General features: G+C 67.9%; 25 protein-coding genes. 11 read left to right on the forward strand and 14 right to left on the reverse strand.

Annotated elements, in window-relative coordinates:
• Nucleotides 1-131: 131 nt before the first annotated feature.
• Nucleotides 132-1,799: a DUF5632 domain-containing protein gene (locus A5713_RS08615; protein WP_231980290.1), complete on the forward strand. Its 1,668-nt coding sequence runs from the start codon at nt 132-134 to the stop codon at nt 1,797-1,799.
• 63 nt (nt 1,800-1,862) lie between these two features.
• Nucleotides 1,863-2,186: a DUF2710 family protein gene (locus A5713_RS08620; RefSeq protein WP_197508970.1), complete on the forward strand. Its 324-nt coding sequence runs from the start codon at nt 1,863-1,865 to the stop codon at nt 2,184-2,186.
• Between the two features lie 70 nt (nt 2,187-2,256).
• Here the strand turns inward: A5713_RS08620 and A5713_RS08625 are convergent, their stop codons facing one another.
• Both A5713_RS08625 and A5713_RS08630 read right to left on the reverse strand, forming a co-directional pair.
• Complete coding sequence (locus A5713_RS08625) at nt 2,257-3,030, reverse strand: TIGR03084 family metal-binding protein (protein WP_068094689.1); 774 nt, start codon at nt 3,028-3,030, stop codon at nt 2,257-2,259.
• Nucleotides 3,030-4,349, reverse strand: a complete 1,320-nt coding sequence (locus tag A5713_RS08630) for an MFS transporter (RefSeq protein WP_068094693.1) — start codon at nt 4,347-4,349, stop codon at nt 3,030-3,032. Before A5713_RS08630 ends, A5713_RS08625 begins: the two co-directional genes overlap by 1 nt.
• A 142-nt stretch (nt 4,350-4,491) precedes the next feature.
• Here A5713_RS08630 and A5713_RS08635 point away from each other — a divergent pair, with 142 nt between their 5' ends.
• Nucleotides 4,492-5,097 (forward strand): YqgE/AlgH family protein, encoded by a 606-nt coding sequence (locus A5713_RS08635; protein ID WP_067916905.1) that lies wholly within the window; start codon nt 4,492-4,494, stop codon nt 5,095-5,097.
• Between the two features lie 36 nt (nt 5,098-5,133).
• Here A5713_RS08635 and A5713_RS08640 read toward each other — a convergent pair whose 3' ends face one another.
• A complete protein-coding gene (locus tag A5713_RS08640; protein ID WP_067916907.1) occupies nt 5,134-5,475 on the reverse strand; it encodes a hypothetical protein in 342 nt (113 codons plus the stop codon).
• Between the two features lie 64 nt (nt 5,476-5,539).
• Nucleotides 5,540-6,721 carry an LpqN/LpqT family lipoprotein gene (locus A5713_RS08645; RefSeq protein ID WP_068094618.1) on the reverse strand — a complete coding sequence of 394 codons (1,182 nt, stop codon included), beginning with the start codon at nt 6,719-6,721 and terminating at the stop codon, nt 5,540-5,542.
• Nucleotides 6,722-6,900: 179 nt separating this feature from the next.
• Here A5713_RS08645 and leuS point away from each other — a divergent pair, with 179 nt between their 5' ends.
• Complete coding sequence (gene leuS, locus A5713_RS08650; protein ID WP_068094620.1) at nt 6,901-9,813, forward strand: leucine--tRNA ligase; 2,913 nt, start codon at nt 6,901-6,903, stop codon at nt 9,811-9,813.
• 11 nt (nt 9,814-9,824) lie between these two features.
• Here leuS and A5713_RS08655 read toward each other — a convergent pair whose 3' ends face one another.
• The 10 genes from A5713_RS08655 to A5713_RS08700 all read right to left on the reverse strand — a co-directional run bounded on the left by A5713_RS08655 (nt 9,825) and on the right by A5713_RS08700 (nt 19,168).
• On the reverse strand, nt 9,825-10,496 hold the full coding sequence (locus A5713_RS08655) for an SDR family oxidoreductase (RefSeq protein WP_068094623.1): 672 nt from the start codon (nt 10,494-10,496) through the stop codon (nt 9,825-9,827).
• A 48-nt stretch (nt 10,497-10,544) separates the two neighbouring features.
• Nucleotides 10,545-11,048 (reverse strand): MarR family winged helix-turn-helix transcriptional regulator, encoded by a 504-nt coding sequence (locus A5713_RS08660; RefSeq protein ID WP_067923517.1) that lies wholly within the window; start codon nt 11,046-11,048, stop codon nt 10,545-10,547.
• Between the two features lie 72 nt (nt 11,049-11,120).
• Nucleotides 11,121-11,861, reverse strand: coding sequence for an amino acid ABC transporter ATP-binding protein (locus A5713_RS08665; protein ID WP_197516343.1), 741 nt, complete (start codon nt 11,859-11,861; stop codon nt 11,121-11,123).
• A 5-nt stretch (nt 11,862-11,866) separates the two neighbouring features.
• On the reverse strand, nt 11,867-13,684 hold the full coding sequence (locus tag A5713_RS08670) for an ABC transporter substrate-binding protein/permease (RefSeq protein ID WP_068094629.1): 1,818 nt from the start codon (nt 13,682-13,684) through the stop codon (nt 11,867-11,869).
• A gap of 50 nt (nt 13,685-13,734) precedes the next feature.
• Complete coding sequence (locus tag A5713_RS08675; protein WP_068094632.1) at nt 13,735-14,475, reverse strand: GntR family transcriptional regulator; 741 nt, start codon at nt 14,473-14,475, stop codon at nt 13,735-13,737.
• Between the two features lie 108 nt (nt 14,476-14,583).
• On the reverse strand, nt 14,584-15,369 hold the full coding sequence (locus tag A5713_RS08680) for an LLM class F420-dependent oxidoreductase (protein WP_068094635.1): 786 nt from the start codon (nt 15,367-15,369) through the stop codon (nt 14,584-14,586).
• 15 nt (nt 15,370-15,384) lie between these two features.
• A complete protein-coding gene (locus A5713_RS08685; protein ID WP_068094637.1) occupies nt 15,385-16,299 on the reverse strand; it encodes an alpha/beta fold hydrolase in 915 nt (304 codons plus the stop codon).
• A 117-nt stretch (nt 16,300-16,416) separates the two neighbouring features.
• The gene (locus A5713_RS08690; RefSeq protein WP_068094640.1) at nt 16,417-17,523 is read right to left on the reverse strand and encodes an inositol-3-phosphate synthase; all 1,107 of its coding nucleotides are present in this window, start codon (nt 17,521-17,523) and stop codon (nt 16,417-16,419) included.
• A gap of 62 nt (nt 17,524-17,585) precedes the next feature.
• Nucleotides 17,586-18,128 carry a PadR family transcriptional regulator gene (locus A5713_RS08695; RefSeq protein WP_055399552.1) on the reverse strand — a complete coding sequence of 181 codons (543 nt, stop codon included), beginning with the start codon at nt 18,126-18,128 and terminating at the stop codon, nt 17,586-17,588.
• 158 nt (nt 18,129-18,286) lie between these two features.
• Nucleotides 18,287-19,168 carry a DUF1707 domain-containing protein gene (locus tag A5713_RS08700; protein ID WP_068094642.1) on the reverse strand — a complete coding sequence of 294 codons (882 nt, stop codon included), beginning with the start codon at nt 19,166-19,168 and terminating at the stop codon, nt 18,287-18,289.
• A 124-nt stretch (nt 19,169-19,292) separates the two neighbouring features.
• Here A5713_RS08700 and A5713_RS08705 point away from each other — a divergent pair, with 124 nt between their 5' ends.
• The 7 genes from A5713_RS08705 (at nt 19,293) to rpsR (ending at nt 25,899) form a co-directional block, all read left to right on the forward strand.
• Nucleotides 19,293-19,718 carry a DUF5318 family protein gene (locus A5713_RS08705; RefSeq protein ID WP_067928332.1) on the forward strand — a complete coding sequence of 142 codons (426 nt, stop codon included), beginning with the start codon at nt 19,293-19,295 and terminating at the stop codon, nt 19,716-19,718.
• A 55-nt stretch (nt 19,719-19,773) separates the two neighbouring features.
• Nucleotides 19,774-22,278 carry a transglycosylase domain-containing protein gene (locus tag A5713_RS08710; RefSeq protein ID WP_068094645.1) on the forward strand — a complete coding sequence of 835 codons (2,505 nt, stop codon included), beginning with the start codon at nt 19,774-19,776 and terminating at the stop codon, nt 22,276-22,278.
• Nucleotides 22,275-23,903 carry a glycosyltransferase family 87 protein gene (locus A5713_RS08715; RefSeq protein WP_068094648.1) on the forward strand — a complete coding sequence of 543 codons (1,629 nt, stop codon included), beginning with the start codon at nt 22,275-22,277 and terminating at the stop codon, nt 23,901-23,903. The genes A5713_RS08710 and A5713_RS08715 overlap by 4 nt, the downstream gene beginning before the upstream one ends.
• Nucleotides 23,900-24,541 carry a DJ-1/PfpI family protein gene (locus tag A5713_RS08720; protein WP_068094652.1) on the forward strand — a complete coding sequence of 214 codons (642 nt, stop codon included), beginning with the start codon at nt 23,900-23,902 and terminating at the stop codon, nt 24,539-24,541. The genes A5713_RS08715 and A5713_RS08720 overlap by 4 nt, the downstream gene beginning before the upstream one ends.
• A 146-nt stretch (nt 24,542-24,687) precedes the next feature.
• Complete coding sequence (rpsF, locus tag A5713_RS08725; RefSeq protein ID WP_036362157.1) at nt 24,688-24,978, forward strand: 30S ribosomal protein S6; 291 nt, start codon at nt 24,688-24,690, stop codon at nt 24,976-24,978.
• A gap of 112 nt (nt 24,979-25,090) precedes the next feature.
• Nucleotides 25,091-25,606, forward strand: coding sequence for a single-stranded DNA-binding protein (locus A5713_RS08730; protein ID WP_068094654.1), 516 nt, complete (start codon nt 25,091-25,093; stop codon nt 25,604-25,606).
• Nucleotides 25,607-25,644: 38 nt separating this feature from the next.
• Nucleotides 25,645-25,899: a 30S ribosomal protein S18 gene (rpsR, locus tag A5713_RS08735; RefSeq protein ID WP_046182476.1), complete on the forward strand. Its 255-nt coding sequence runs from the start codon at nt 25,645-25,647 to the stop codon at nt 25,897-25,899.
• Nucleotides 25,900-25,925: the final 26 nt, after the last annotated feature.

Consider the following 25,925-nt stretch of genomic DNA (forward strand, 5'->3'; position numbering starts at 1 on the left):
GCACCCCGTGGGTGATCGGTGGGCTTTGGCCTGCCGAGCTTTCCACGATCACTGCCGAAAACACCGCGCTTGCAGACTATCTGAGGACTGACCTACGGCGAATCGCCGACAGCGCGAACGAGCAGCTCAAGATGATCAAACGTGCGGGTCTGGCCGATTTGCCCCGCCAGGCGGAGGAGACCCGGGTCATCGATGAATCGCGTGCCCGCGCGGTGCGGCGCGTCGAATCGACGATCCGCCAGCTGCGCGCCTCGAACGCCGGGGTGACCGTCGGGCATCCCGGCCCGCACTTCGCCGGACCACCGGCACCGGGCATGGATCAGACCCAAGTCATTCCTTCGGTGACGGACGCGGAACCTTCCAATGCGCCCACCAGGACTGTGCGTAAGCCACGCTGGCGGATCGCCGACAAGCCCGCTCCGGTCGGGCCGCAAGACGGTGACGACGCCGCTCCGCCTCCGGATGAGACGACCGCCCAGGAGGGGACCCAGGTCATACCGCCTGCCGTTGATACGGAGCCCGTCGCCAACGGCCGCCACCACGTGGAGGCGCCGGAGCCGGCGCCGGTCCCGGACGAGACGCGGCCCGCCCAAGAGCATGCGCCCGACGACGCAGCGGCGGCTTCTCTTGCGGAGACCCAGGTCATCCCCACCATCAGCGAGGACGTGCCCGCGATTGACGAGCCGGCCGGGAGCGCGGAGCCCGTCGCCGACGGTCGCCACCACCTGGAAGCGCAAGAGCGGGCGATCGATCAGGCCGCACCCGAGTGGGCTCCAGAACCGGTGGACGACACCACGGTGGGCTCGACGGAGGAGACGCAGGTCATCCCGGCGATCACCGAGGCCGGGCCCGTCATGGACGAGCCGGCCGAGAGCGCGGTGCATTGGGACGCCGTCGGCAACGGTCGCCACCACGTGGAGGCGCCGGAGCCGGCGCCGGTCCCGGACGAGGCGCGGCCGGCCCAGCAACCGCCGCCCGCCGACGACGCGGAGTTGGCTTCCCTCGAGGAGACTCAGGTCATCCCCGCGATCACCGAGGCCCTGCCCGTCGCCGACGAGCCGGCGGACAGCGGTCGTCACCACGCGGTCGTCGGCGATCCCGCCACGGGCCGAGATGAGCCGCCTTCCCAGGAGCCGCCCCGCCCGCCTTCCGAAAAAACCGTCACTGCAACAGGTTTCGATGTCGAGCGACTGAACCGACTCCTCGAGTTCGTGGTCCGCCAGGAGCCGCGGTTGAACTGGGCGGTCGGTGATCGTGCGGACGGCACGACAGTTTTGGTCACCGACCTCGCCCACGGATGGATACCGGCCGGCATCACACTGCCGGCCGGCGTGCGGTTGCTGGAACCGGAGCAACGCAGCGGCAGGGTCACCGCGTTGCTCGGGGACGCCGTGCGCATCGTGACCTACGCTCCCGGTGCTACGCTGCGCCGCTCGGTCGACTTCGCCGCGACCAAGTCGTCGTTGGAACCGCGCGAGCTGCCGGCCATCGAGGACCTGCGCAGAGTGCTGAGCGACACCACGCGCCGCTTCGACGGACTCCCCCGGATTGTGCAGAGGCTGGCCGACGCGGCCGCCGCGGAGGCCTTCATCGTCGACCAGGAGGTCGACGTGCTGCGGGTGCACCTCGATACGGCGCGCTACCAGCTTTTGGTCCAGTACCCGGCCGTGAATCCGGCGCTTCTGCTCAAATGTTTGTTGATGGCCGCCACCGAAGGCATCGCGAGCGGAGACGCGGTGTCGGCGAACTATCACCTCGCCTGGTATCAGAAACTCGCCAGCCCGCCGCCCAGCACATAGGCCACGGGTGGTTGCGCGCAACCAGGATTTTGAATTGACGCTGGTGGGAGGGGTCGACATACTGTGACCGTGTCGGGTTCGGGCAGGCGCGCGAATCTCAGCGATAAGGATCTCGTCGAATCAGTTCTGCGCGAACTGAGCGAAGCCGCCGACAAATGGGAAGCCCTCGTGGCCCAGGCCGAGGCCGTCACCTACAGCGTCGACCTCGGTGACATCTATGCCGTGGCGAATTCCGACGGACGGTTACTCAAGCTGAACCTGCACCCGAGCGTGATGACCGGATATGCCCACGGCGAGCTCGCCGACAGGCTCAATCTGGCGATTTCGGCGCTGCGTGAAGAGGCCGAGGCCGAGAACCGGGCAAGTTACGGCGGCCCGCTCCACTAACGCGCGCACGCGCGCTCATCGACCGTCGCCGGGTCGGATGGGCGCCGGCTCTCTTCGCGCGCACGCGCGCTCATCGACCGTCGCCGGGCGGTCCCGCGAAGGCTTGCGCAATCTCCAGCCAGCGCTGGGCGTCGGCCCCGTGCGCCGTGATGTCCAGAGCGCTGAGTGGGCGGCGCTGCGTGACCAGGAAGCAGAAGTCTTCGGCCGAACCGGTGACCCGCTGCACCGCGTCGGGAGGTCCCCAGCTCCAGGTGTCGCCCCCGGGTCCGTGCAGCTCGACCAGAAACGCCTCGGCCGGAGCAGGCAGATTGTTGACGAAAAACGCGTAGTCGCGGGTGCGCACCCCCAGGTGGGCGATCGACCGCAGCCGGTCGGTGGCCACCCGCTTGACGCCCAGCGCGTCGGCCACGTCCAGCCCGTGAGCCCAGGTCTCCATCAACCGCGCGGTAGCCATCGACGCCGCACTCATCGGCGGCCCGAACCAGGGAAGCTTGCGCCCAGCGGGAACGTTCAGCAGCTCGTCGTGCAGCCGGCCACGGGTGGCCCGCCAATCGGCGAGCAATTCGGCCGGCGCCAGAGTCGCCAACTCCGCCGCGCCCGCGTCGACGAAGCCCGTTGGGTCGGCGGCGGCGGCCTCGAGCTGTTCGGCGAACCCCGCCTCGTCGGTGACCGAGGTCAGCGCGACCCGGTCGGTCCACAACAGGTGGCCGATCTGATGCGCGATGGTCCAGCCCGGCGCGGGCGTCGGATCGGCCCAGCGTTCGGCCGGCAGCTCCGCCACCAGGGCGTCAAGCTCATCGCTTTCCGCACGTAGATCGGCCACGATCAGTTCGGGACCCGCCATCATTGCCTCCGCTCGTCCATCGCCCCCGCCGGGTAGCGATTATTCGCCTGCTCGCCGCGCCGGCCCAGGAAGCTGTGCATGGCGAGACCGGCCAGATACAGACCCGAGCCGAACAATGCGAATGCCGGTGCATGCCCGTCGGCGGGAATCAACGCCGCGGCCACCGTGATCGAGACGATGAACGAGACCCAGAACAGCGCGTCCTGGACGGCGAACACGTGCCCGCGAAGGGCGTCATCGACGTCCATCTGCATCGCCGAGTCGGCGCACAGCTTGACCATCTGTCCGGTCACACCGAGGAAGAAGCCGCACGCCACCATGATCGGCAGCACTAGCTCCGCGCCGGTGACCTCGACGATCGCCGACATCGCCAACGCGCCGTTCACCGTCCTGTAGCGCCCCCAGCGACGGACCGCGGGCGGAGTCAGCACGTTGGCCAGGAACGCGCCCAGGCCGGCGGCGCCGAAGAACAGCAGCGCGGTACCCAATCCCCCGGCTTGGGGATCGGTCATGTGGTGGACGAGCAACAGCACCAGCAAGGAATTGATGCCGATCACCATGCGATGGGCGGCCAGGCCGGACAAGGTGGCGGAGACCGTCGGCCGTTGGGCGACCGTGCGCGCGCCGTGCAGCCAACCGGTGACCACGGCGTAGACAACCGGCCCATGGATCGCCCGCTTGGTGTCGTCCGGGCCCAACACGCGGGAGCCGAACCGCCACGACAGCAGTAAGGCGATCAACACCGGAATCGCGGTGAGGAAGATGATCGCCGAGGCGCCCTTGTCGCCGGCGCCGAACACGAACCGGGGAACGAGCATGAAGTTGGCGCCGATGAAGGCGGCGACGGCCCCGGCCGCGTTCGCTGCGGCGTTCATGGTCACCACCTGTTCGCGCGGCACGACATGCGGCAGCGACGCCGACAGCCCGGACGCGACGAACCGCGCCAGGCCGTTGGCGAACAGCGCGCCCAATAACAGCGGCAGGTCGCCTGCCCGGACGGCCAGGATGGTCCCGATGGCGGCGATCAGGATGAGACGGCCGGCGTTGGCACCTACGAGCACCAGCCGCCGGTCCCAGCGGTCCATCAGCGCTCCCGCGAACGGTCCCAACAGCGAGTAAGGCAGGAACAACACGGTGAATGCCCGCGCGATCGCCATCGGATCGGCGGCCCGGTCCGGATTGAACAGCAACGCTCCCGCGAGCCCCGCCTGAAACAGACCGTCACCGAATTGACTCGCCATGCGCACCTGCAGCAGCCGCCAGAAGTCTGGCAAACCACGCACCGACCGCCATATTTCGGCGGGTGCGCTTGAGTGCATCCGGGATTGGATCACAAAACCGACTTCCACGAGGGGGGCTAGCAAGCTCGCCGCGATCCGAGCCGCTTTACCAACAGTACAAATCTTCACGCCCCGGGCTTGATTCGCCCGGGCGGCAAGCACCGGATGCGATGATGGTGGGGTGCCGCCGCCCGAGGATCCAGAGGACTATGTCGCGCCGGCCGCGCAGCGAGTGCGCGCGGGTACCTTGCTGCTGGCCAACACCGATCTCTTCGAACCGACGTTCCGGCGCAGCGTGATCTACATCGTCGAACACAACGACGGCGGGACGTTGGGGGTGGTGCTGAACCGCGCCAGCGAGACCGCGGTCTACAACGTGCTGCCGCAGTGGACCAAATTGGCGGCCAAGCCGAAGACGATGTTCATCGGCGGCCCGGTGAAGCGTGACGCGGCCCTGTGCCTGGCGACGTTGCGAGTCGGCGCCGATCCGGCGGGTGTTGCGGGCCTGCGGCACGTGGCCGGGCGGGTGGTGATGGTCGATCTGGACGCCGAGCCCGACACGATCGCGCCGCTGGTCGAGGGGGTGCGGATCTTCGCGGGCTACTCCGGCTGGACCATCGGCCAGCTGGAAGGCGAAATCGAACGCGACGACTGGATCGTCCTGTCCGCGTTGCCATCTGACGTTTTGACGGGGGCTCGATCAGACCTGTGGGGGCAGGTGCTTCGTCGCCAGCCGCTGCCGCTGTCGCTGCTGGCCACCCATCCGATCGACCTCAGCCGCAACTAGCTCCACTCCCCCGGGCGTCCGGGGTTCCGGCGGATGTCAGTGGCAGGACTGCGTGCAGCCGGTGCAGGTCCCCGCGCACGCGGGTGCGGCCGCCTCTTGCCGCAGCGCGAAGCGCGCGCTCTGCCAGGATCCGGCGGCGACCGTCCCGACGGCTCCGGTGACGCAGACGATCAGCACCACCAGCGCGGTGTGCGGGGATGCGGCCAGCGCCACCACCCCGCCGGCGGCCAGCATGATCGCCGCGGCCAGCTGCGCCGGTGCCATGGACCGCAGCGCCAGCGCGGTGGGGTCGACATTCTGGGGGTGCGCCAGCGACCACGTTCCGAATCCGGCGGCGGCCACCGCCGCACACATGCACAGCACGCCCGCAATCAGCATGGGCTCACAATACGAGCCCGGCCGTCGGCCCGCTCAGTGGGCTCCGGCGGCGTCGGGGCGGGGGCTAGTGCTGCAGGAATGAGAAGTTGGGCAGCGGGGGCAGGCCCGGAACCAGGGCCAGCAGGTTCGGCGCCGGCTGCCGGCTCGGGGCGGGCGCCTGCACCGGGAGGCGCACCGGGGCGGTGGCCGAGGTCTGCGTCAGCGGAGCCACCGCCGGCGCCTGCCCGACCGGAGCGGCGACGGGTGCCTGCCCGACCGGAGCGGCGACGGGTGCCTGCCCGACCGGAGTGGCGGCGGGTGCCTGCCCGACCGGAGTGGCGGCGGGTGCCTGCCCGACGGGGGCGGTGACCGCCGTCTGCCCGGGAAGCCCGACCGGCGAGGCGGCCGGCGTCTGGGCCGGCGCGGGGACGGGGGCCCCGGGAACGGTCACGCGGAAGCCGTTGACGATGGCGTCCGTGGCCGGTGCGTCGGCGACGGCCACCGCGCGATCGGTGGTCACGGCGAGCGACACCAGGTACTTGTCCGGCCCCGAGGTGGCGATGACGTGGCGCCGCGAGGTGTTCAGCGTCATGTCGCCGTCACGGTAGGTACCTTCGACGATCGACGATGGGAAGCCGCCGAAATCGGCCATCGAGGCGTTCGTGGGCTGCCAGGCGAGGAGCTTCTGGCTGTCGACGTAGCCGTGCGAGATGGCCTCTCTGGGATCGAAGTTGCCGACCAGCCTGTACACCACCACCTGCGCATTCGAGCTATAAATGCTGCTGCCCTGCCGGTCGGCGATCACCGCGAAGGCGTCGGGCACGTTGGGGTCGGGCACCTGAGTCCAGCGGGCCGGCACCGGCAAGGTGATGTCGAGCGCCTTGAGTCCCTGCGGCTTCTGCGCCTCGAGCTTGACCCCTTTGGACTCCAAGTATTCGCGGATGGTCCCGGAGGTGGCGGGAGTGACCGCGGGGGCGACCGGCGCGGCGGGTGTGACCGCGGAAGGCGCGGAAGCGCCCGGGGCCGCAGGCGACGCGACGGGGTTCGACGCCGGCGGTGCGGCGAGCAATCGGTTGGTCGGCGCCTGCGCGGGCACGGCGGTGACGTTCTGCGGCGCCGGCGCCGGCGCCGGGATCGCGGGAACGGGTGCCGGGGCGGGAATCAGGGGATCTGCGGATGCCTGGGCGCTGGTGAGAACCGCCAGGCCGATCAGGCCGGCGACCATACCCCCGAGAAGCACACGGTGGGCGGGGAGGGTCTCGATCATCTGCGTCGGTCCTTCCAATGGCGCACTGCCAGCAGTTAGAGGCCGACTGTAACTACAGGTCAAAGGCGGTGAATAGGCCCGAGACAGACCTGGGATGAACCTCTGATCCGTGCGCAACGGAACCGAGACCATCCTGTGGCCGGGCGGTCGGGCCGCGGCCATCCTTATACCCTGTTCAGGTGACCGACTCCCCGACCACCGCCGCCGCGGGCAACTCCGGTGCCGTTCAGACGGACTCCGATGCACCGACGTATCGCTACACCGCGGCGCTGGCGGGGCGGATCGAGAGCACCTGGCAGGAGAACTGGGCCAGGCTCGGCACGTTCAACGTGCCCAACCCGGTCGGTTCGCTGGCCCCGACGGACGGCACCCCGGTCCCCGCTGACAAGTTGTTCGTGCAGGACATGTTCCCCTATCCCTCGGGGGAGGGACTGCACGTCGGCCACCCCTTGGGCTACATCGCCACCGACGTCTACGCCCGCTACTACCGGATGACGGGACATAACGTCCTGCACGCGTTGGGTTTCGACGCCTTCGGGCTGCCAGCCGAGCAGTACGCCGTGCAGACCGGCACCCATCCGCGCACCCGGACCGAGGCGAACGTGGTGAACTTCCGGCGTCAGCTGGGCCGGCTGGGCCTCGGTCACGACAGCCGGCGCAGCTTTTCGACCACCGACGTCGAGTTCTACAAGTGGACGCAATGGATCTTCCTGCAGATCTACAACGCCTGGTTCGACACCGCGGCCGGCAAGGCCCGCCCGATCACCGAGCTGATCGCCGAATTCGACTCCGGCACAAGGAACCTCGAGGACGGACGGGACTGGGCCATGCTGTCGGTGGGGGAGCGGGCCGACGTGATCGACGGCTACCGCCTGGTCTACCGCGCCGACTCGATGGTGAATTGGTGCCCCGGGCTCGGCACGGTGCTGGCCAACGAGGAGGTCACCGCAGACGGCCGCAGCGATCGCGGCAACTTCCCAGTCTTCCGGAAGCGGTTGCGGCAGTGGATGATGCGCATCACCGCCTACGCCGACCGGCTGCTCGACGACCTGGACGTGCTGGACTGGCCGGAACCCGTCAAGACCATGCAACGCAATTGGATCGGCCGCTCCACCGGCACCCGGGCGCTGTTCTCGGCGCACGGCACCGGCGGCGAGACGGTCGACATCGAGGTGTTCACCACCCGGCCCGACACCATGTTCGGTGCCACCTACCTGGTGCTGGCTCCCGAGCACGACCTGGTCGACGGGCTGATCGCTGTCGCCTGGCCGGAGGGCACCGACCCGCGGTGGACGTACGGCGCCGCGACGCCGGGGGAGGCGGTCGCCGCCTACCGACGGGCGATCGCGGCGAAGTCCGACCTCGAGCGCCAGGAGAGCAGGGACAAGACCGGGGTCTTTCTCGGCAGTTACGCGACCAACCCCGCCAACGGGAAACCGGTGCCGATCTTCATCGCCGACTACGTGCTGGCCGGCTACGGCACCGGCGCGATCATGGCGGTTCCCGGCCACGACCAGCGCGACTGGGACTTCGCCAACGAATTCGGCCTGCCGATCGTGGAAGTCATTGCCGGAGGCGATATCTCGGAGGCCGCGTACGCGGGGGACGGCGTGCTGGTCAATTCCGGTTACCTCGACGGGATGGACGTCGCGTCGGCGAAGGAGGCGATCACCGCCCGCCTGGAAGCGGACGGCCGCGGTTGGGCCAGGATCGAATTCAAGCTGCGGGACTGGCTTTTCGCCCGGCAACGCTACTGGGGCGAACCGTTTCCGATCGTCTACGACAGCGACGGGCGCGCCCACGCGCTCGGCGAGGCCGCGCTGCCGGTCGAGCTCCCCGATGTGCCCGACTATTCCCCGGTGCTGTTCGACCCCGACGACGCCGACAGCGAACCGTCGCCACCGCTGGCCAAGGCGACCGACTGGGTGCACGTCGAACTCGACCTGGGCGACGGCCTGCGGCCCTACACCCGCGACACCAACGTGATGCCGCAGTGGGCCGGCAGCTCCTGGTACGAACTGCGCTACACCGATCCGCACAACTCGGAGCGGTTGTGCGCCAAGGAGAATGAGGCTTACTGGATGGGCCCACGGCCCGCCGAGCACGGCCCGCAGGACCCCGGCGGTGTCGACCTCTACGTCGGGGGTGCCGAGCACGCGGTGCTGCACCTGCTGTACGCGAGGTTCTGGCACAAGGTGTTGTACGACCTGGGCCACGTCAGTTCCCGGGAGCCGTACCGCCGCCTGGTCAACCAGGGTTACATTCAAGCCTTCGCCTACACCGATTCGCGCGGTTCATACGTTCCCGCCGAAGAGGTGGTCGAGCGCGCCGGCCGCTTCTTCTACGGGGGGCCGGACGGCGAGATCGAGGTCTTCCAGGAATTCGGGAAAATCGGGAAGAGCCTCAAGAATTCGATCTCACCGGATGAGATCTGCGACGAGTACGGCGCGGACACGCTGCGGGTCTACGAGATGTCGATGGGCCCGCTGGAGGCCTCTCGCCCGTGGGCCACCAAGGACGTCGTCGGGGCGCACCGCTTTCTGCAGCGGGTCTGGCGCCTAGTGGTCGACGAGCAGACCGGCACGACGCGGGTGCTCGACACGGACGGACCGCAAGAGCTCGACAGCGGCACCCTGCGAGCGCTGCACCGCACCATCGCGGGAGTTTCGGAAGACTATGCCGCGCTGCGCAATAACACCGCGGCCGCCAAGCTGATCGAATACACCAACCACCTGACCAAGGAACACCGCGATGCGGTGCCGCGGGCCGCGGTGGAGCCGCTGGTGCTGATGTTGGCGCCGCTGGCCCCGCACCTGGCCGAGGAGCTGTGGCTGCGGCTGGGCCACACCACCTCGCTGGCGCATGGCCCGTTCCCGCAGGCCGATCCGGCCTATCTGGTCGACGACAGCGTCGAATATCCCGTGCAGGTCAACGGGAAGGTGCGCGGGCGAGTGGTGGTGGCCGCTGACGCCGACCAGGACACGCTGAAGGCCGCGGCGTTGTCGGACGAGAAGGTCCGCGCGTTCCTGGCGGGTGCCAGCCCGCGCAAGGTGATCGTGGTCCCCGGCCGGCTGGTCAACCTGGTCGTCTGACCGGCGCCCAATCAGCGGCCCGTCGGCCGCAGCACCACCTCGTGAACATGGCCGTCCCGTGGCGTGGCCACCACGTTGGCGACGGTGGCCGCGACCGTCTCCGGCTTGAGGAACTTGGCGGGTTCATACGTGCCGCCCTCGAACGCGACGAGCTCGCGCTGCATCTCGCTGTCCGTGCGGCCGGGGTAGACCGTCGTCACCCGCAAGTCCGGCTCGTCGGCCCGCAGCGAGTCGGCGAACGCGCGCAACGCGAACTTGCTGGCCGAGTAGGACGCCATACCGGGCGACACGTTGCGCCCGGCGCCGGAGTTGATGAAGACCACCTGACCACGGGCACGCCGCAGCGCGGGCAGCAGTGCCAGTGTAAGTTCCACCGGCCCAAGTACATTGACGGCGAAGGTGGCGCGCCACTGCTCGACGTCCGACTCGGCGACATGACCGGGGATGGACAGCCCGGCGTTGTGCACCAGCACGTCGAGTTCGTCCACGACCTCACAGGCGGCCTCGATATCGCCGGAGTCGGTCAGGTCCAATGGAAACGTCGTCGAGCTGAGTCGCTCCGCGACGGCGTCGAGCCGGTCAGAGGGGCGGCCGGCCAGCAGCAGGGTGTGGGTGGGGGCCAGTGTCGTGGCGATCGCGGAGCCGATGCCGCCGCCGGCTCCAGTGATGAGTGCAGTGGGCATGTAGGGGAGTCTACGTGCGCAGCCAAAATGCCTGAATGGCAGGTACTTTCACGCCTCTTTACAGGCCGGCGGCTCGCCCGCGGGGCCGGGCGCCGGTTCGCCGCAGGCCAGCCGCTCCAGCGGCGCCAATGCCTGCATCAGGGTGCAGAGGTCGGACGCGGGGAGCTGACTGAGCATGGCGGCCAGGGAAGCGCGCCGGTTAGCCAGGGACTCGCCATGGACCGCGCGTCCCCGCGGCGTGATGTCGACCAGCACCGCCCGCAGGTCGGACGGGTCGCGGGAGCGTTTCACCAGCCCCAGCTTCTCCAGCCGGCGGATCGCCACGGTGGTGGTCGGGGTCCGCACCCGTTCGTGGGCCGCCAGGTCGGTCATCCGGATCGGCCCCTGATCCAGCAAGGTCACCAGGATCGACAATTGCGCCAACGTCAGTTCGCCCGCGGCCGCGCCGCTCGGGTCGCCCCGACGCAGAATTGAAAACAATTTGGACAGCGCGCGGTGCAAACCTTCGGCAAGCTCGGTCACGTCGGCCGAGTTGGGTTCGCTGTCCGCCATAACCGGGGAGTCTAACGCTATATCAGGCACGTACAAGGTCGCTATGCCGACTAATAAGTGCAATGGGGGCGGTCAAAGTACCTGCGACAAGAATCGCTGTAGGCGTTCGGTCTGCGCGGCTTCGAAAATCTGCTCCGGCGCCCCGGATTCCACGACCTTGCCGCGGTCCATGAAGACGACGGTGTCGGATGCCGAGCGGGCAAAACCCATTTCGTGGGTGACCACGATCATCGTCATACCGTCGGCGCCGAGGTCGGCGATGAGTTGCAGAATCCCTTTCACCATTTCGGGATCCAGCGCCGACGTCGCCTCGTCGAAGAACATCACTTGCGGAGCCATCGCCAGCGCGCGGGCGATGGCGACTCGTTGTTGTTGGCCGCCGGAGAGCATGCCCGGCCGGGCATCGGCCTTGTGCTTCAGGCCAACTCGGTCCAACTGGGCCAGCGCCAGCTCGCGCGCCTCGTCGGCGTCCAGGCGCCGCAACTTACGCGGCGCCATCGCCACGTTCTTCAGCACGCTCAGATGCGGAAAGAGATTGAAATGCTGGAACACCATGCCGATGCGCTGCCGGAGCTCGTTGGGGTCGTCGCGGAGCACCGATCGGCCGTCCAACAGGATGTCGCCGCTATCGGGTTCGTGCAGCCGGTTCAAGGTGCGCAACAGCGTTGACTTGCCGGAGCCGGAAGGCCCGATCACCGCGACGGTGCTGCCGGCGGCAGCCTCGAAATCGACCCCGCGCAGCACCTTGTTCCCGCCCAGGGTTTGGTGAATGTCCCTGGCGGCCAACGATACTGACCGACGTTCCGTGACCACGACGCTCACGTGATCTCCTGTCCGAACGTGGTTGCCAGCATCTCTGCATTGTCGTCGGCGTCGGGGGCACGCCGGCCGCGGCGCAGGCGAGCGTCGATGTAATTGACCAGATGCGTTAACGGAATGGTCAATATCAGGTAGAAGAGGCCGGCAGCGACCAGCGGCGACAGGCTGCCGGTCTGTGCGTTCAGATCCCGGCCCACCTGGAAAAGCTCCCGCTGATCGGCAATCAGGCCAAGGAAGTACACCAAAGCGGAGGCCTTCAACAACCCGATGAACTGGTTGACCAAAGCCGGCAGCACCCGGCGTATCCCCTGCGGCACTACCACCAGCCGCATCGCGGTCGTATAGCTGAATCCCAGCGCTCGGGCGGCCTCCAACTGGCCCGGGTCCACACTTTGTATTCCGGAGCGCAGGATTTCGCCGATGTAGGCCGCGGCCATCAATCCCAACGCTGCAATTCCCAACGGGTAGGGATTCTTGTTGGTGAGATCGCCGACCAGTGGCCCGATGCCCATTCCGATGAGCAGGATGATCACGACTTCGGGAAGGCCCCGGAAAATATCGGTGTATACGCGGGCCGGCCAGCGCAGCCAGCGCCGCTGCGAGATGCCCGCCATGGCCAGCACCATTCCGAGCGCCAGGCCGATCACGATCGCGCTGTTGGTCAGGATCAGCGTGTTCGGCAGCCCCGTCGTGAGCAGCACGGGGATGGCCCGTCGGTACATGTCCCAGTCGAAGAACGAGTCACGCAACTGGGCGAGCGTCGACTTGGGCGCGGCCGGATCCGCGACCGTGCGATGCCGGCTCGCCGCGATCGCGGCGAAGTCCGGCAGGTGTGGCACCGGGGCGGCTTTCGACCCGGGTTTCCAGCCCGGCGGCAGGCTGCGCGGTACCCATTCGCAGTACAGCTTGGCCCAGGTGCCGTCGGCGATCACAGAGTCCAGCCCGGAATTGAGCGCGTCGATCAGCGGCCTGTTCTCCCTGGCGACCGCGTAGGCCACGAAATTGCCTGCGCTGAAAGTGTTCGCGACCGTCACCGCGGGATCGCCCGGCCGGATGACGGTCGCGGCGAGGGTTCCGGGCGCCACCCATGCATCGATCTGCCGGGTCTTGAGGCTGGCGTACAGGGTGGCGAAGCCGGGGTACTTCACCGGTTGCAGGTGCAGGGTGTCGACGACGTAGGACTCCTCGACGGTGCCCTGGACGACACCGATGCGCTGGCCGGCCGCCAGCTCGCTGAACTTGTGGATCGGAGAGCCGGGCGGCACCACGAGGGAGTAGAAGCCGAAGTCGTAACCGTTGGTGAACGCGACGGTGCGTCGACGCTGTGTGGTGGCCTTCACCGACGCCGACCCCACGTCGAAGCGTCGGGAGGCCACCTGAGCGAGCAACGCGGAAAAGTCGGTGCTGACGAAGCGGAGCTGTAGATGCAGCTTGTCGGCGATGGCGCGCAGCAGCAGGTTGTCGAAGCCGCTGAATTCACCGGTGGGATTGATGCAAATGTTGGGCGGGGCATCCGACAGCGTTCCCACCGTCAGCACGCCCGGCGTACCGAGGCCCAGCGCGCCGATGTCGACCGCGCTCAATGGTTCGACCGAATTCGTCGTTTCGCGGTCCTCCTCGGGAGTCGGCGGCGCCGCGGTGAGATCTTTGGGTAAGGCCATGGCGCTGTCCAAACCGGAAGGCGCGCATTGGTTCCAGTCGGCGGCGGCGGGCGCCGCCAGTCCGCCTGACGCCATCCCGCAGACCAGCACGATGGTCACGGTGAGTCCGAACAGCCTTCCGCGGCGCTGGGTGCGCCGGTCCGCGCGCGCATTCATCCCTGTCACCGTATCGACCGGCGGCCGGCTTCGTCGGGTGAGCGTCCGCTCTAGAGAGCCAGCGACGGCTCGACGCCCGCGGATTCGGCGTCGCCGAGCACCTCGAGCTGTCCGGGCACGACGGGCGTGAGGTCGTCGGACGGCGTGAACACCCTGCGCCGGGAAAGTTCGGCCAGCATGGTCTGGGCCGCCAGGTAGGAGCGACTCACGCAGGCGGCCCGCGCGGCCTCGGGATCGCGCCGGTTGATGGCGGAGGTCTCGTCTTCGTAGAACGGCAGCAGCTCGTCGCGGCCGCCTTGGTAGGTCAGCCAGAACACCCGGGGGATGAGGTTCTGCGAAGCGCGGATCGTGGCATGCAGCCGCGGTCCGGCGTATTCGTCGTTGATGGTGCGCCGGTATTCCGCGGCGATGTCGCAGAAGGCCCGCGAATCCGTGGCGTTGCGCAGGGACCGCATAAAGGCGTCGAGTTGCCCGAGGATGCGCGGGGTCGGGCTGGTGGCCGCGCGCGCGGACGCGATGCCGTTGAGCAGGCCGTCGAGTTCGTGATGTTCGAGGACGGTGGCCTCGTCGAACCGTTCGACGAACGCTCCCCGGTGATAGCGGGTGGAGACAATGCCGTCGTGTTCGAGCTGAACCAGTGCCTCTTGAATGGGAACGCGGCTCACCCCGAGCCCCAGGGCGATTTCATTCCGATCGACGCGGTCGCCGGTGCGCAACTTTCCCGTCAGCAAGAGGTGCAGGATGTGCGAAACAACCAGGTCCTTTTCTTTGACCCCGTATTTCTTCGGCATTCGTTGTTGAGTCTCTTTCAAACCCGGTTTCGGCCAGCTAGCGCGAGAAGTTTCTCACGAGCGGGCTCGTATTTTCTGGTGTTTGACCGATAAATGGTTGCGACCGGTCTAACGATTGTCGCGCCATCGGCACAGCGCTTCAGCGGCGGTGAGGTCGTAATCCGGGCCATCACATGCCACGGTCAGCAGCGTGACACCGAGGCCGACGAGCGTTTCGGCGTTGTCGAGAAGTTTGCCGCCGTCCTGCAAGGCGGCCGAGCGTTCGATGCTCGCCGGGTCGCGGCCGACGTCGGCGCAGTGCCGGGCCAGGACCTGCGACTTCGCCGGGAACTCGTCGGCGGACGTGAAGCTGTGCCACACGTCGGCGTATTCGGCTACCAGACGGAGCGTCTTTCGCTCACCCCCGCCACCGATCAGGACCGGGATGTCGCGGGTCGGCGGCGGGTTGAGCTTGGCGAGCCGCGTCTTGATGCGGGGCAGCGCGCCGGCGAGATCGTCGAGGCGGCTGCCCGCCGTGCCGAATTCGTAGCCGTACTCGTCGTAGTCCTTCTGCTTCCATCCCGAGCCGATGCCCAGTACCAGCCGGCCACCACCGATGTGGTCGACTGTGCGAGCCATGTCGGCCAGCAGTTCGGGATTTCGGTAGGAGTTGCACGTGACGAGTGCGCCGATGTGGATGCGTGAAGTCTGTTCGGCCCATGCGCCGAGCATCGTCCAGCATTCGAAATGCGCGCCGTCGGGATCGCCGTAGAGGGGGAAGAAGTGGTCCCAGTTGAAGGCGATGTCGACGCCGATGTCTTCGCAGCGACGCACCGCGTCACGAATTTGTCCGTACTGCGGCGCGTGCTGCGGCTGCAGTTGCACGCCGATGCGGATGGGCAGATCAGATGTCATACACCCACCGTAGGGTCAGCGCCCGGCGAGCACCCCGTGCAGCAGGTCGATCAGGGCGAGCGGTTGGTCGCTTTGCACCGAGTGGCCCGCGTTCTCGACGACGTGCGCCGTGCGGAAATGCTTTGTGCGACGGCTTAATTCGGCGGCATCGTCGTCACTGACGAATCCGGACCTGCCGCCGCGGATGAGAGTGATCGGTGCCGACAGCCTGTCCACGTCATCCCAGAGGACGTCGAAATCCGGGAACTTGCGGATGGCGTCGTAGCGCCACGTCCACTTGCCGTTGTCCAGCCGGCGCGAGTTGTGAAACACGCCGCGGCGCAGGGCCTTCACCTCACGGTGCGGCGCCGCGGCGACGGTCAGGTCCAGCATGGTCTGGAAGCTTTCGAATTCGCGCTCGCCGTGCATCAACGCCACGGTGCCCTGCTGTTCCTTGGTCATCTCCGAGTGGCGCTGCAGCGCGGACGGGGTGACGTCGATCAGGACGAGTTCGTTGACGAGTTCGGGCGCCACGGCGGCCAGCCGTATCGCCGTCAGACCGCCCAGCGACATGCCCACGACCAGGTCGGCGCTCGGGGCGTGCTCTCGCAGCGCCGGCAACAGGGCGTCGGCGTTGATCTGCGGCGAGTAGTCGCCGTCCTCTCGCCATGCCGAATGGCCGTGCCCGGGAAGGTCGACGGCCAGTGCGGGCTGGCGCAGGCCGACGATCACGGTGTCCCAGGTGTGCGCGTTCTGGCCGCCGCCGTGCAGGAAGACGATCCGCGGGGGAGCGCCGCCCCAGCGCAGAGCGCTGATCTTCCCGTCGCCGGTGCCCGCCTCGACACGCTGCACGTCGGGCAGCGGACCGGTGATGCCGGCTTGCTCGGCGTTCTCGGAAAGCAGCGCGAACTCCGACAACCCATCCAGTTCGTCTTCGGAGATTTCGGTCACGGTCTACAGACACTAGCGCCGAGGACGCCCCAACGGCCGCGAGCGTAACGTCACGGCGATTTTCACCGCTGGAATTCGCCGTGACGTTACGCTCGCGGCTCTGGTGGCCGAAAGGGCTCAGCCCGCGATGATGAACTCTTCGAGCTGCGTGCGCGCGATGTCGTCGGGCAGCTGCTGCGGCGGGCTCTTCATCAGGTACGCCGACGCCGGGATCACCGGGCCGCCGATACCGCGGTCCTTGGCGATCTTGGCCGCGCGCACCGCGTCGATGATGACGCCCGCCGAGTTCGGCGAGTCCCACACCTCGAGCTTGTACTCCAGGTTCAGCGGCACGTCGCCGAACGCCCGGCCCTCGAGCCGCACGTAGGCCCACTTGCGGTCGTCGAGCCAACCGACGTGGTCGGACGGACCGATGTGCACGTCCTTGGTCTTGAACTCGCGCTGCAGGTTGGAGGTGACGGCCTGCGTCTTCGAGATCTTCTTGGACTCCAGCCGCTCACGCTCGAGCATGTTGAGGAAGTCCATGTTGCCGCCCACGTTGAGCTGCATGGTGCGGTCGAGTTGCACGCCGCGGTCCTCGAACAGCTTGGCCATCACGCGGTGGGTGATGGTGGCGCCGACCTGACTCTTGATGTCGTCGCCCACGATGGGCACACCCGCGTCGGCGAACTTCTTGGCCCACACCGGGTCCGAGGCGATGAACACCGGCAGCGCGTTGACGAACGCCACGCCGGCGTCGATGGCGCACTGGGCGTAGAACTTGTCGGCCTCTTCCGAGCCCACGGGCAGGTAGGACACCAGCACGTCGACCTTGGCCTCTTTCAGCGCCTGCACCACGTCCACCGGCTCGACGTCCGACAGCTCGATGGTGTCGGCGTAGTACTTGCCGATGCCGTCCAGCGTCGGGCCGCGCTGCACCACCACGTTGGTGGGCGGCACGTCGGCGATCTTGATCGTGTTGTTCTCCGACGCGAAGATGGCCTCGGACAGGTCGAAGCCCACCTTCTTGGCATCCACGTCGAACGCGGCAACGAACTTCACGTCGCGCACGTGGTACCGGCCGAACTTCACGTGCATCAGGCCTGGCACAGTGCTGTTCTCGTCGGCATCGAGGTAGTACTGCACGCCCTGTACCAGCGAAGACGCGCAGTTACCGACGCCGACAATGGCGACTCGTACCTCCGACTGCGCCTCTTCCGCCGTCGGCGGCTGGTGCTCACTCATAGGGCGTTCTCCTAACTTCCATAACCTTGTGGTCGCAGCTGATGAATTTCGTGCAGGGGTATTTATGTCTGCTCGGAGAGGCCGGGCATCGCCCGCTCCGCGGCAATGAGCTCGTTGAGCCACTTCACTTCGCGCTCACTGGACTCGAGCCCCAGTTGGTGAAGCTGACGGGTGTAACGGTCGAACGAGTTACTGGCCCGCGCCACTGCTTCGCGCAGGCCCTCCCGCCGCTCCTCAACCTGACGGCGGCGGCCTTCCAGGATTCGCATGCGCGCTTCCGCCGGAGTCCGGTTGAAGAACGCCAGGTGCACCCCGAAGCCGTCGTCGGTGTAGTTGTGCGGACCCGTGTCCGCCACCAGCTCACCGAAGCGCCGACGGCCCTCGTCGGTTAGCTGGTAGACGCGCCGGGCACGCCGAACCGGGGTTCCGGCCGGGGCGGCATCCTCAGCGATCAACCCTTCGGCCTGCATCCGCCGGAGGGCCGGGTACAGCGAACCGTACGAGAACGCGCGGAACGCACCGAGGAGGCCGGTCAGCCGTTTGCGCAACTCGTAGCCGTGCATCGGCGATTCGATCAGAAGGCCCAGGATGGCGAGCTCCAGCATCGAATCACCCCCTTTGCATGGTTGGTTACGACGGTTCGACGCCTCGCGTAATCGTATCGCTTCGATATATTCGCCACAACACCACCGGATGTTCGTCAGCTGTTAGTCAAGGCGCGCGGGAGCGAATCGCGGTGGGAGCCGGCGGGCTCACCGGGCGGTCAGGACGGCAAGTTCAGTTGCTTGACGGTGCCGTCACCTGCGAAGACGATGTAGCCACTACCGTAGTCGCTCGAGACATACAGCGACAGGGACAGGGCACCCGGGGTGGTCGGGTCCGTCGCCGGTTCGATGTTGAGGTACTCGCTTTTGACGTCTTCCGGCTTCATGTGCAGGGTCTGCGGGGCGCCACGCATGATGCCCACCGTCGCCGTCACGTCGAACTTGCTCAGGTCCACCGGCACCGGACCGTCGACGGAGCTCTTGGCCGAGCTGGTCGGGTCGCCCCAGCCGCCGCGGTAGGTATAGGCCAGCACGCGGCGATCATCGGAGGGATCCTGCCGGTCGAGCACGGCGTACGTCGGGTAGATCACCAGCCGATATCCCATGGCGTCGCCGAATCGCTTGCGGGTTTGCTCCAGGAGCCCGGTGAGCCCGCCCACCGAATGCAGTTGGGTGGGCGGGGTCAGCACGACGGGGCCCACTCCGTCGGGCTTGGCCCCGGGGTCGCTGGTGAAGTCCAGTGGCGACCGGGTGTTGCCGTACAGGCCCCATCCGATGCCGACCCCCAGCAGCACCGACACGGCGAAGGCGACGGCGAGCGAGCCCCACCCGCCCAGCTTCGGTGGCACCCGGGGGCCCTTGACGGCCGGTGTCGGCAGCGCGGAGCTGTCGGTCTGCAGGTCGGTCACCAGTGCCTGCAGGTCACCGAGGGTGACCGCATTGGTGGCCGCGCTGACCCGTACCCGGTGTTCTTCCATCGAGAGCTGGCCGTCGTTCAACGCGTCGTCGAGGATCTTGCAGGCGTCTTGCCGGTTGGTGTCCGTCGCGCGGGTGTTCGGTGTCGGCCGCTCGCCGAGCGATGTCCCGAGCCATTTCGCCACGGGGATGATCGTAGAGTCCGGTCCCGGTTCAGGCGGAGAAAGCGGCGCCCTCCGGGTTACCGGTGCGGGCGCCACGGTTTGGTTGCGTATCGGTGCTCGCCGATGGCGACGTACGCTGGGGGACGTGCGACTGCAGCGACAAGTGGTGGACTACGCCCTCCGGCGACGGGCACTGCTGGCCGAGGTGTATTCGGGCCGCACGGGTGTGTCCGAGGTGTGTGACGCGAACCCTTATCTGCTGCGCGCCGCCAAGTTTCACGGGAAACCGAGTCAGGTCATGTGCCCGATCTGCCGCAAGGAGCAGCTGACGCTGGTGTCATGGGTGTTCGGCGAACACCTGGGCCCGGTGTCGGGCTCGGCGCGCACGGCCGAAGAGTTGGTCCTGCTGGCCACCCGCTTCGAGGAGTTCGCCGTCCACGTGGTGGAGGTATGCCGGACCTGCGAGTGGAATCACCTGGTCAAGTCGTACGTTCTCGGCGCGGCCCGCCCACCCAAGGGCACCAGGAGTACGCGGACGGCGCGCGACGGCGCGCGAACGGCCATTGAATAACGGCGGACCCCACGACCAGTCGCCCGGAGACCCGGACGGACCGGCGACTGAGCGCGTGGGCAGACATGGAACCGGCGACCGCCCGCGTGACGCGCCGCCGGCGCCCGGTCACCGCCGTGGCGTTCCCCCCGACGACCGGCTGACCACGGTCCTCCCGCCGGTCGTCGACGACCGGTCCCCCCGGCGACCCGATCCCAGCATCGACGAAGTGAGGGCCGCGCTGGGCGGTCCTCCGTCGGCGCCCCTGCAACGGGATGCGCTCGAGGAGGTCAAGGCCGCACTGGACAGCCGGACGTCGCCGCGTCGGGGCCGGCCGAGCGGGGGAGGGCGTCCGCCCGAAGGCCCGCCGCCACCCGGGCCGCGGGGACGGCCCGGCGGCCCGGACGGCTTCGGGCGCCAGCCGCGGGGTGACGTTCACTGGACCCAGCAGATCAACTGGCTGTGGGTGCGGCGGGCGGCGTACCTTTCGGCGGCGGTGCTGGTGCTCCTGCCGATCGTCACGTTCGCCATGGCGTACTTCATCGTCGACATTCCCAAGCCGGGCGACCTGCGCACCAACCAGGTGTCCACCATCCTGGCCAGCGACGGGTCCGAAATCGCCAAAATCATTCCGCCCGAAGGCAATCGGGTCGACGTCAACATCAACCAGGTGCCGGTGCACGTGCGCCAGGCGGTGATCGCCGCCGAGGACCGCAATTTTTATTCGAACCCGGGCTTCGACTTCAGCGGTTTCGCGCGGGCGGTGGACAACAACCTCTTTGGCAACGGGGACCTGCAGGGCGGGTCGACGATCACCCAGCAATACGTGAAGAACGCGCTGGTGGGGTCGGCTCAACACGGGCTCAGCGGCCTGGTGCGCAAGGCCAAGGAACTCGTGATCGCCACCAAGATGTCGGGGGAGTGGTCGAAAGACGATGTGCTGCAGGCTTACCTGAACATCATCTACTTCGGCCGCGGCGCGTACGGGATCTCCGCCGCCGCCAAGGCCTACTTCAACAAGCCCGTCGAGCAGCTCACCGTCTCGGAGGGGGCGCTGCTGGCGGCGCTGATCCGGCGACCGTCCGCGCTGGACCCCGCGGTCGACCCGCAGGGCGCCCGGGCCCGCTGGAACTGGGTTCTCGACGGCATGGTCGAGACCAAGGCGCTCTCGCCCGGCGACCGTGCCGCACAGGAGTTCCCGCAGACCGTGCCGCCAGACCAGGCGCGCGCGGAGAACCAGACGACGGGACCCAACGGGCTGATCGAGCGCCAGGTGACCAAAGAGTTGATGGAGCTGTTCAACATCGACGAGCGGACCCTGAACACCCAGGGCCTGCAGGTCACCACCACCATCGACCCCAAGGCCCAGCAGGCGGCCGAGAAGGCGGTGTCGAAATACCTTGACGGGCAGGACCCCGACATGCGGTCGGCCGTGGTGTCGATCGACCCGCATGACGGGGCGATCCGCGCGTACTACGGCGGCTCGGACGCCAACGGCTTCGACTTCGCTCAGGCCGGGCTGCAGACCGGTTCGTCGTTCAAGGTTTTCGCCCTGGTCGCCGCGCTCGAGCAGGGGATCGGTCTGGGATACCAGGTCGACAGCTCGCCGCTGACCGTCGACGGCATCAAGATCACCAACGTCGATGGCGAGGGCTGCGGGACGTGCAACATCGCTCAGGCGCTCAAGCAATCGCTGAACACCTCGTATTACCGGCTGATGCTCAAGCTCAAGGGCGGACCGCAGGCTGTTGCGGACGCCGCGCACCAGGCCGGCGTGGCGACCAGCTTCCCCGGTGTGGACCACACGTTGTCCGAAGACGGCAAGGGCGGGCCCCCCAACAACGGAATCGTGTTGGGGCAATACCAGACCCGGGTCATCGACATGGCGTCTGCGTACGCCACACTGGCCGCCTCCGGCGTGTATCACCGGCCGCACTTCGTGCAGAAGGTCGTCAACTCCGACGGCCAGGTGCTCTTCGACGCGAGCAAGTCCGAGAACAACGGGGAACAGCGAATCCCGAAGGCCGTCGCCGACAACGTCACCGCGGCCATGGAACCGATCGCCAGCTATTCGCGGGGCCACGCCCTGGCCGGCGGCAGGCCGTCGGCGGCCAAGACGGGCACCACGCAGCTGGGTGACACCACCGCCGACAAGGACGCGTGGATGGTCGGGTACACGCCGTCATTGGCGACGGCCGTGTGGGTGGGCACCGCGAAGGGGGACGTGCCGCTGGTAACCGCTTCGGGCTCACCGGTTTACGGCTCGGGGCTGCCATCGGACATCTGGAAGTCCACGATGGACGGCGCCCTGAAGGGCACCTCCAACGAATCCTTCCCCAAGCCGACCGAGATCGGCGGCTACGCGGGCGTCCCGGCGCCGCCGCCCCCGCCCCCGCAGCCCTCGGTGACCGTCATTCAGCCCACCATCGAGGTGGCGCCCGGCATCACCATCCCGATCGGCCCGCCCACGACGATCACCAACGCGCCTCCGCCGCCGAGCGGCGGCGGCCCCGGCGGGCCTGAGCCAGGCGTGCCGCCGGGTGGGCCCCAAGCCCCGCCCCCCGGCCAGCCGCCACCGTGACCGAGGCCGAGCGGCAGACCGCCACCATTTCCCCGCAGCCGCTGGCCACCGATCTGCGTAGCGTCGGCAACCGCGACTGCCCGAGCCGCACCGACGCGTTGGGCGCCGCCCTGGCGGATGTCGTCGGCGGGCCGGTGGGCAGCCACGCACTGATCGGCCGCACCCGGGTGATGACGCCGCTGCGGGTCATGTTCCTGATCGGCCTGGTGTTCCTGGCGCTCGGCTGGTCGACGAAGGCGGCCTGCCTGCAGAGCACCGGCACCGGGACCGGTGACCAGCGGGTGGCCAACTGGGAGAACCAGCGCGCCTACTACGAGTTGTGTTACTCCGATACCGTCCCGCTCTACGGCGCGGAGTTGTTGAGCCAGGGCAAGTTTCCGTACAAGTCGAGCTGGATAGAGACCGACGGGAGCGGCACCCCGCAGACCCGCTACGACGGCCGGCCGGCGGTGCGGTACATGGAGTATCCGGTGCTGACCGGGATGTATCAGTACGTGTCCATGGCGCTGGCGAAGACGTACACCGCGCTGAGCAAGCTGGCCCCGCTGCCTGTGGTCGCCGAGGTGGTGATGTTCTTCGACATCTCCGCGTTCGGCCTGGCGCTGGCCTGGCTGGCCACCATCTGGGCCACCGCCGGTCTGGCGGGGCGCCGGATCTGGGACGCGGCCCTGGTGGCCGCCTCGCCGCTGGTGATCTTCCAAATCTTCACCAACTTCGACGCGCTGGCAACGGGTTTCGCCATGGCGGGGCTCCTGGCGTGGGCCCGGCGCAAACCCGTGTCGGCCGGCGTGCTGATCGGGCTGGGGGCCGCGGCCAAGCTGTATCCGCTGTTGTTCCTGGGCCCGATGGTGGTACTGGCGATCCGCACCGGGCGCTTTCACGCGCTCGGGCGCACCGCGGGGACGGCCGTGGCGACGTGGTTGTTGGTGAATCTGCCTGTCATGGTGCTGTTTCCGCGAGGGTGGTCGGAATTCTTCCGGCTCAACACCCGGCGCGGTGACGACATGGATTCGGTGTACAACGTGGTGAAGTCGTTTACCGGTTGGCGCGGCTTCGATCCCGGTCTCGGGTTCTGGGAGCCGCCCACGGCGCTGAACGCGGTGGTCACGGTGCTATTTGTAACCGGTTGCGCGGCAATCGTATACCTGGCGTTGACCGCCCCGAAGCGGCCGCGGCTGGCACAGCTGGTGTTCTTAGTGGTGGCGGTGTTCCTGTTGACCAATAAGGTGTGGAGCCCGCAGTTTTCGTTGTGGCTGGTGCCGCTGGCGGTCCTGGCGTTGCCGCATCGCCGGATCCTGCTGGCGTGGATGACCATCGACGCCGCGGTGTGGGTGCCGCGGATGTACTACCTGTATGGCAATCCGAATCGTTCGCTTCCGGAGCAGTTCTTCACCACGACCGTATTGGTTCGTGACGTCGCCGTCGTCGCGCTCTGCGCTCTGGTGATCCGCCAGATCTACCGGCCCGACGAGGATTTGGTGCGCTGGGGCGGCCGGGTGGACGACCCGTCGGGCGGCCCCTTCGACCGTGCCCCCGACGCTCCGCCGGGTTGGTTGCCGGACTGGTTGCGACCGTCCGGCATGCGCCGGGCAGCGATTCCCGAACCCGAGCCCGCGGTGCCATGACGCTCGTCGCCGTACCGCTGTTTCCCCGCGTGACCGCGCTCGACGCGATCGGGCCCTACGAGGTGTTGCAACGCATCCCCTCGATCGAGGTGACGTTCGTCGGGCACCGCCGGGGCGAGGTGCGTACGGAAAACGGGATGCTCGGGCTGAGCTGCGACGCGCGGTTCGACGAGGTCACCTCACCGGACGTGGTGCTGGTTCCCGGCGGGATCGGCACGCGGCAGCTGCTCCACGACGACACCATCCGTACCTGGCTGCAGGCCGTACACCCGATCACGGCCTTCACCACGTCGGTGTGCACCGGTGCGCTGCTCCTGGCCGCCGCGGGCCTGCTCGACGGGCTCACCGCCACGACGCACTGGCGGGCCAGGGACCTGCTCAACGACCTGGGCGCCCATTACGTGGCGGACCGAGTCGTCGAGCACCTACCGCAGCGGATCATCACCGCCGCGGGCGTCTCCAGCGGCATCGACATGGCCTTGCGGCTGGTCGAGCTGCTCGTCGACCGACAGGCGGCGCAGGCCGCCCAGCTGCTCATCGAATACGACCCGCAGCCGCCGTTCGACTCCGGTTCCCTCGCCAAGGCCGATCAGGCGACGATGGACCGGGCCACCGAATACTTGGACGCCCGGCAGTAGCCGGATTGCTCCAGCACCGGCGATCCGGCGCGATTTTGGAGGCCACCCCACCCGTCCGGTAGCCTGGTGCGGTTGCCGACGCAGGCGACCCTCCTGCCACGGATCGACCGTGGCCGTTTGAGACCAGAGGAGGTGGTGAGGTTTCCATGCGTCCATACGAAATCATGGTCATTCTTGACCCCACGCTCGACGAGCGCACCGTTGCTCCGTCCTTGGAGACGTTCCTCAACGTCGTCCGCAAAGACGGCGGAACCGTCGAAAAGGTCGACATCTGGGGCCGGCGCCGGCTGGCCTACGAGATCGCCAAGCACGCCGAAGGCATCTATGTCGTGGTCGACCTGAAGGCGGAGCCGGCGACGGTGTCCGAGCTCGACCGCCAGCTGAGCCTCAACGAGTCGGTGTTGCGCACCAAGGTGATGCGCACCGACAAGCACTAACACCCGTCGCTGAGTCGCGGGCCCACCGTCGGCGGACTTGCGTAGGCTCAGCGAGGATACGTGCCGTCCACCGTCGGAGAAGCGATTCACCGGGCGGAACAAGGAGGAAACTGTGGCTGGTGACACCACTATCACCGTTGTCGGAAACCTGACCGCCGACCCCGAACTGCGGTTCACCCCGTCCGGTGCCGCCGTCGCGAATTTCACCGTGGCGTCGACACCGCGGATCTACGACCGCCAGAGCGGGGAATGGAAAGACGGCGAGGCGCTCTTCCTGCGCTGCAACATCTGGCGGGAAGCGGCCGAGAACGTGGCCGAAAGCCTCACCCGCGGCGCTCGAGTGATCGTCACCGGCCGACTCAAGCAGCGTTCCTTCGAGACGCGCGAAGGCGAGAAGCGCACCGTCGTCGAGGTCGAGGTCGATGAGATCGGCCCCTCGCTGCGCTACGCCACGGCCAAGGTCAACAAGGCCAGCCGCAGCGGCGGTGGCGGAGGAGGCGGCTTCGGCAGCGGAGGTGGGTCCCGGCAAGGGTCGGCGCCGGCGAGCAGCGCTCCCGCCGACGACCCGTGGGGCAGCGCCCCGGCGTCCGGGTCCTTCGGTGGTGGCGACGACGAACCGCCGTTCTAAGAGAACTTCAACAGTAAGAAACGGAAAGAAAGACAGTCATGGCCAAGTCCAGCAAGCGACGTCCGGCTCCGGAAAAGCCGGTCAAGACGCGGAAGTGTGTCTTCTGCGCGAAGAAGGGTCAATCGATCGACTACAAGGACACCGCGCTGCTGCGTACCTATATCAGCGAGCGCGGCAAGATCCGGGCGCGCCGCGTCACCGGCAACTGCGTGCAGCACCAGCGCGACATCGCCATCGCGGTGAAGAACGCCCGCGAGGTGGCACTGCTGCCCTTCACCTCCTCGGCGCGATAGCCGCCGAAGCTCGAGCGAAAGTACGA

This window comes from Mycobacterium sp. E2497, assembly GCF_001668695.1.
Taxonomy (GTDB): Bacteria; Actinomycetota; Actinomycetes; order Mycobacteriales; family Mycobacteriaceae; genus Mycobacterium.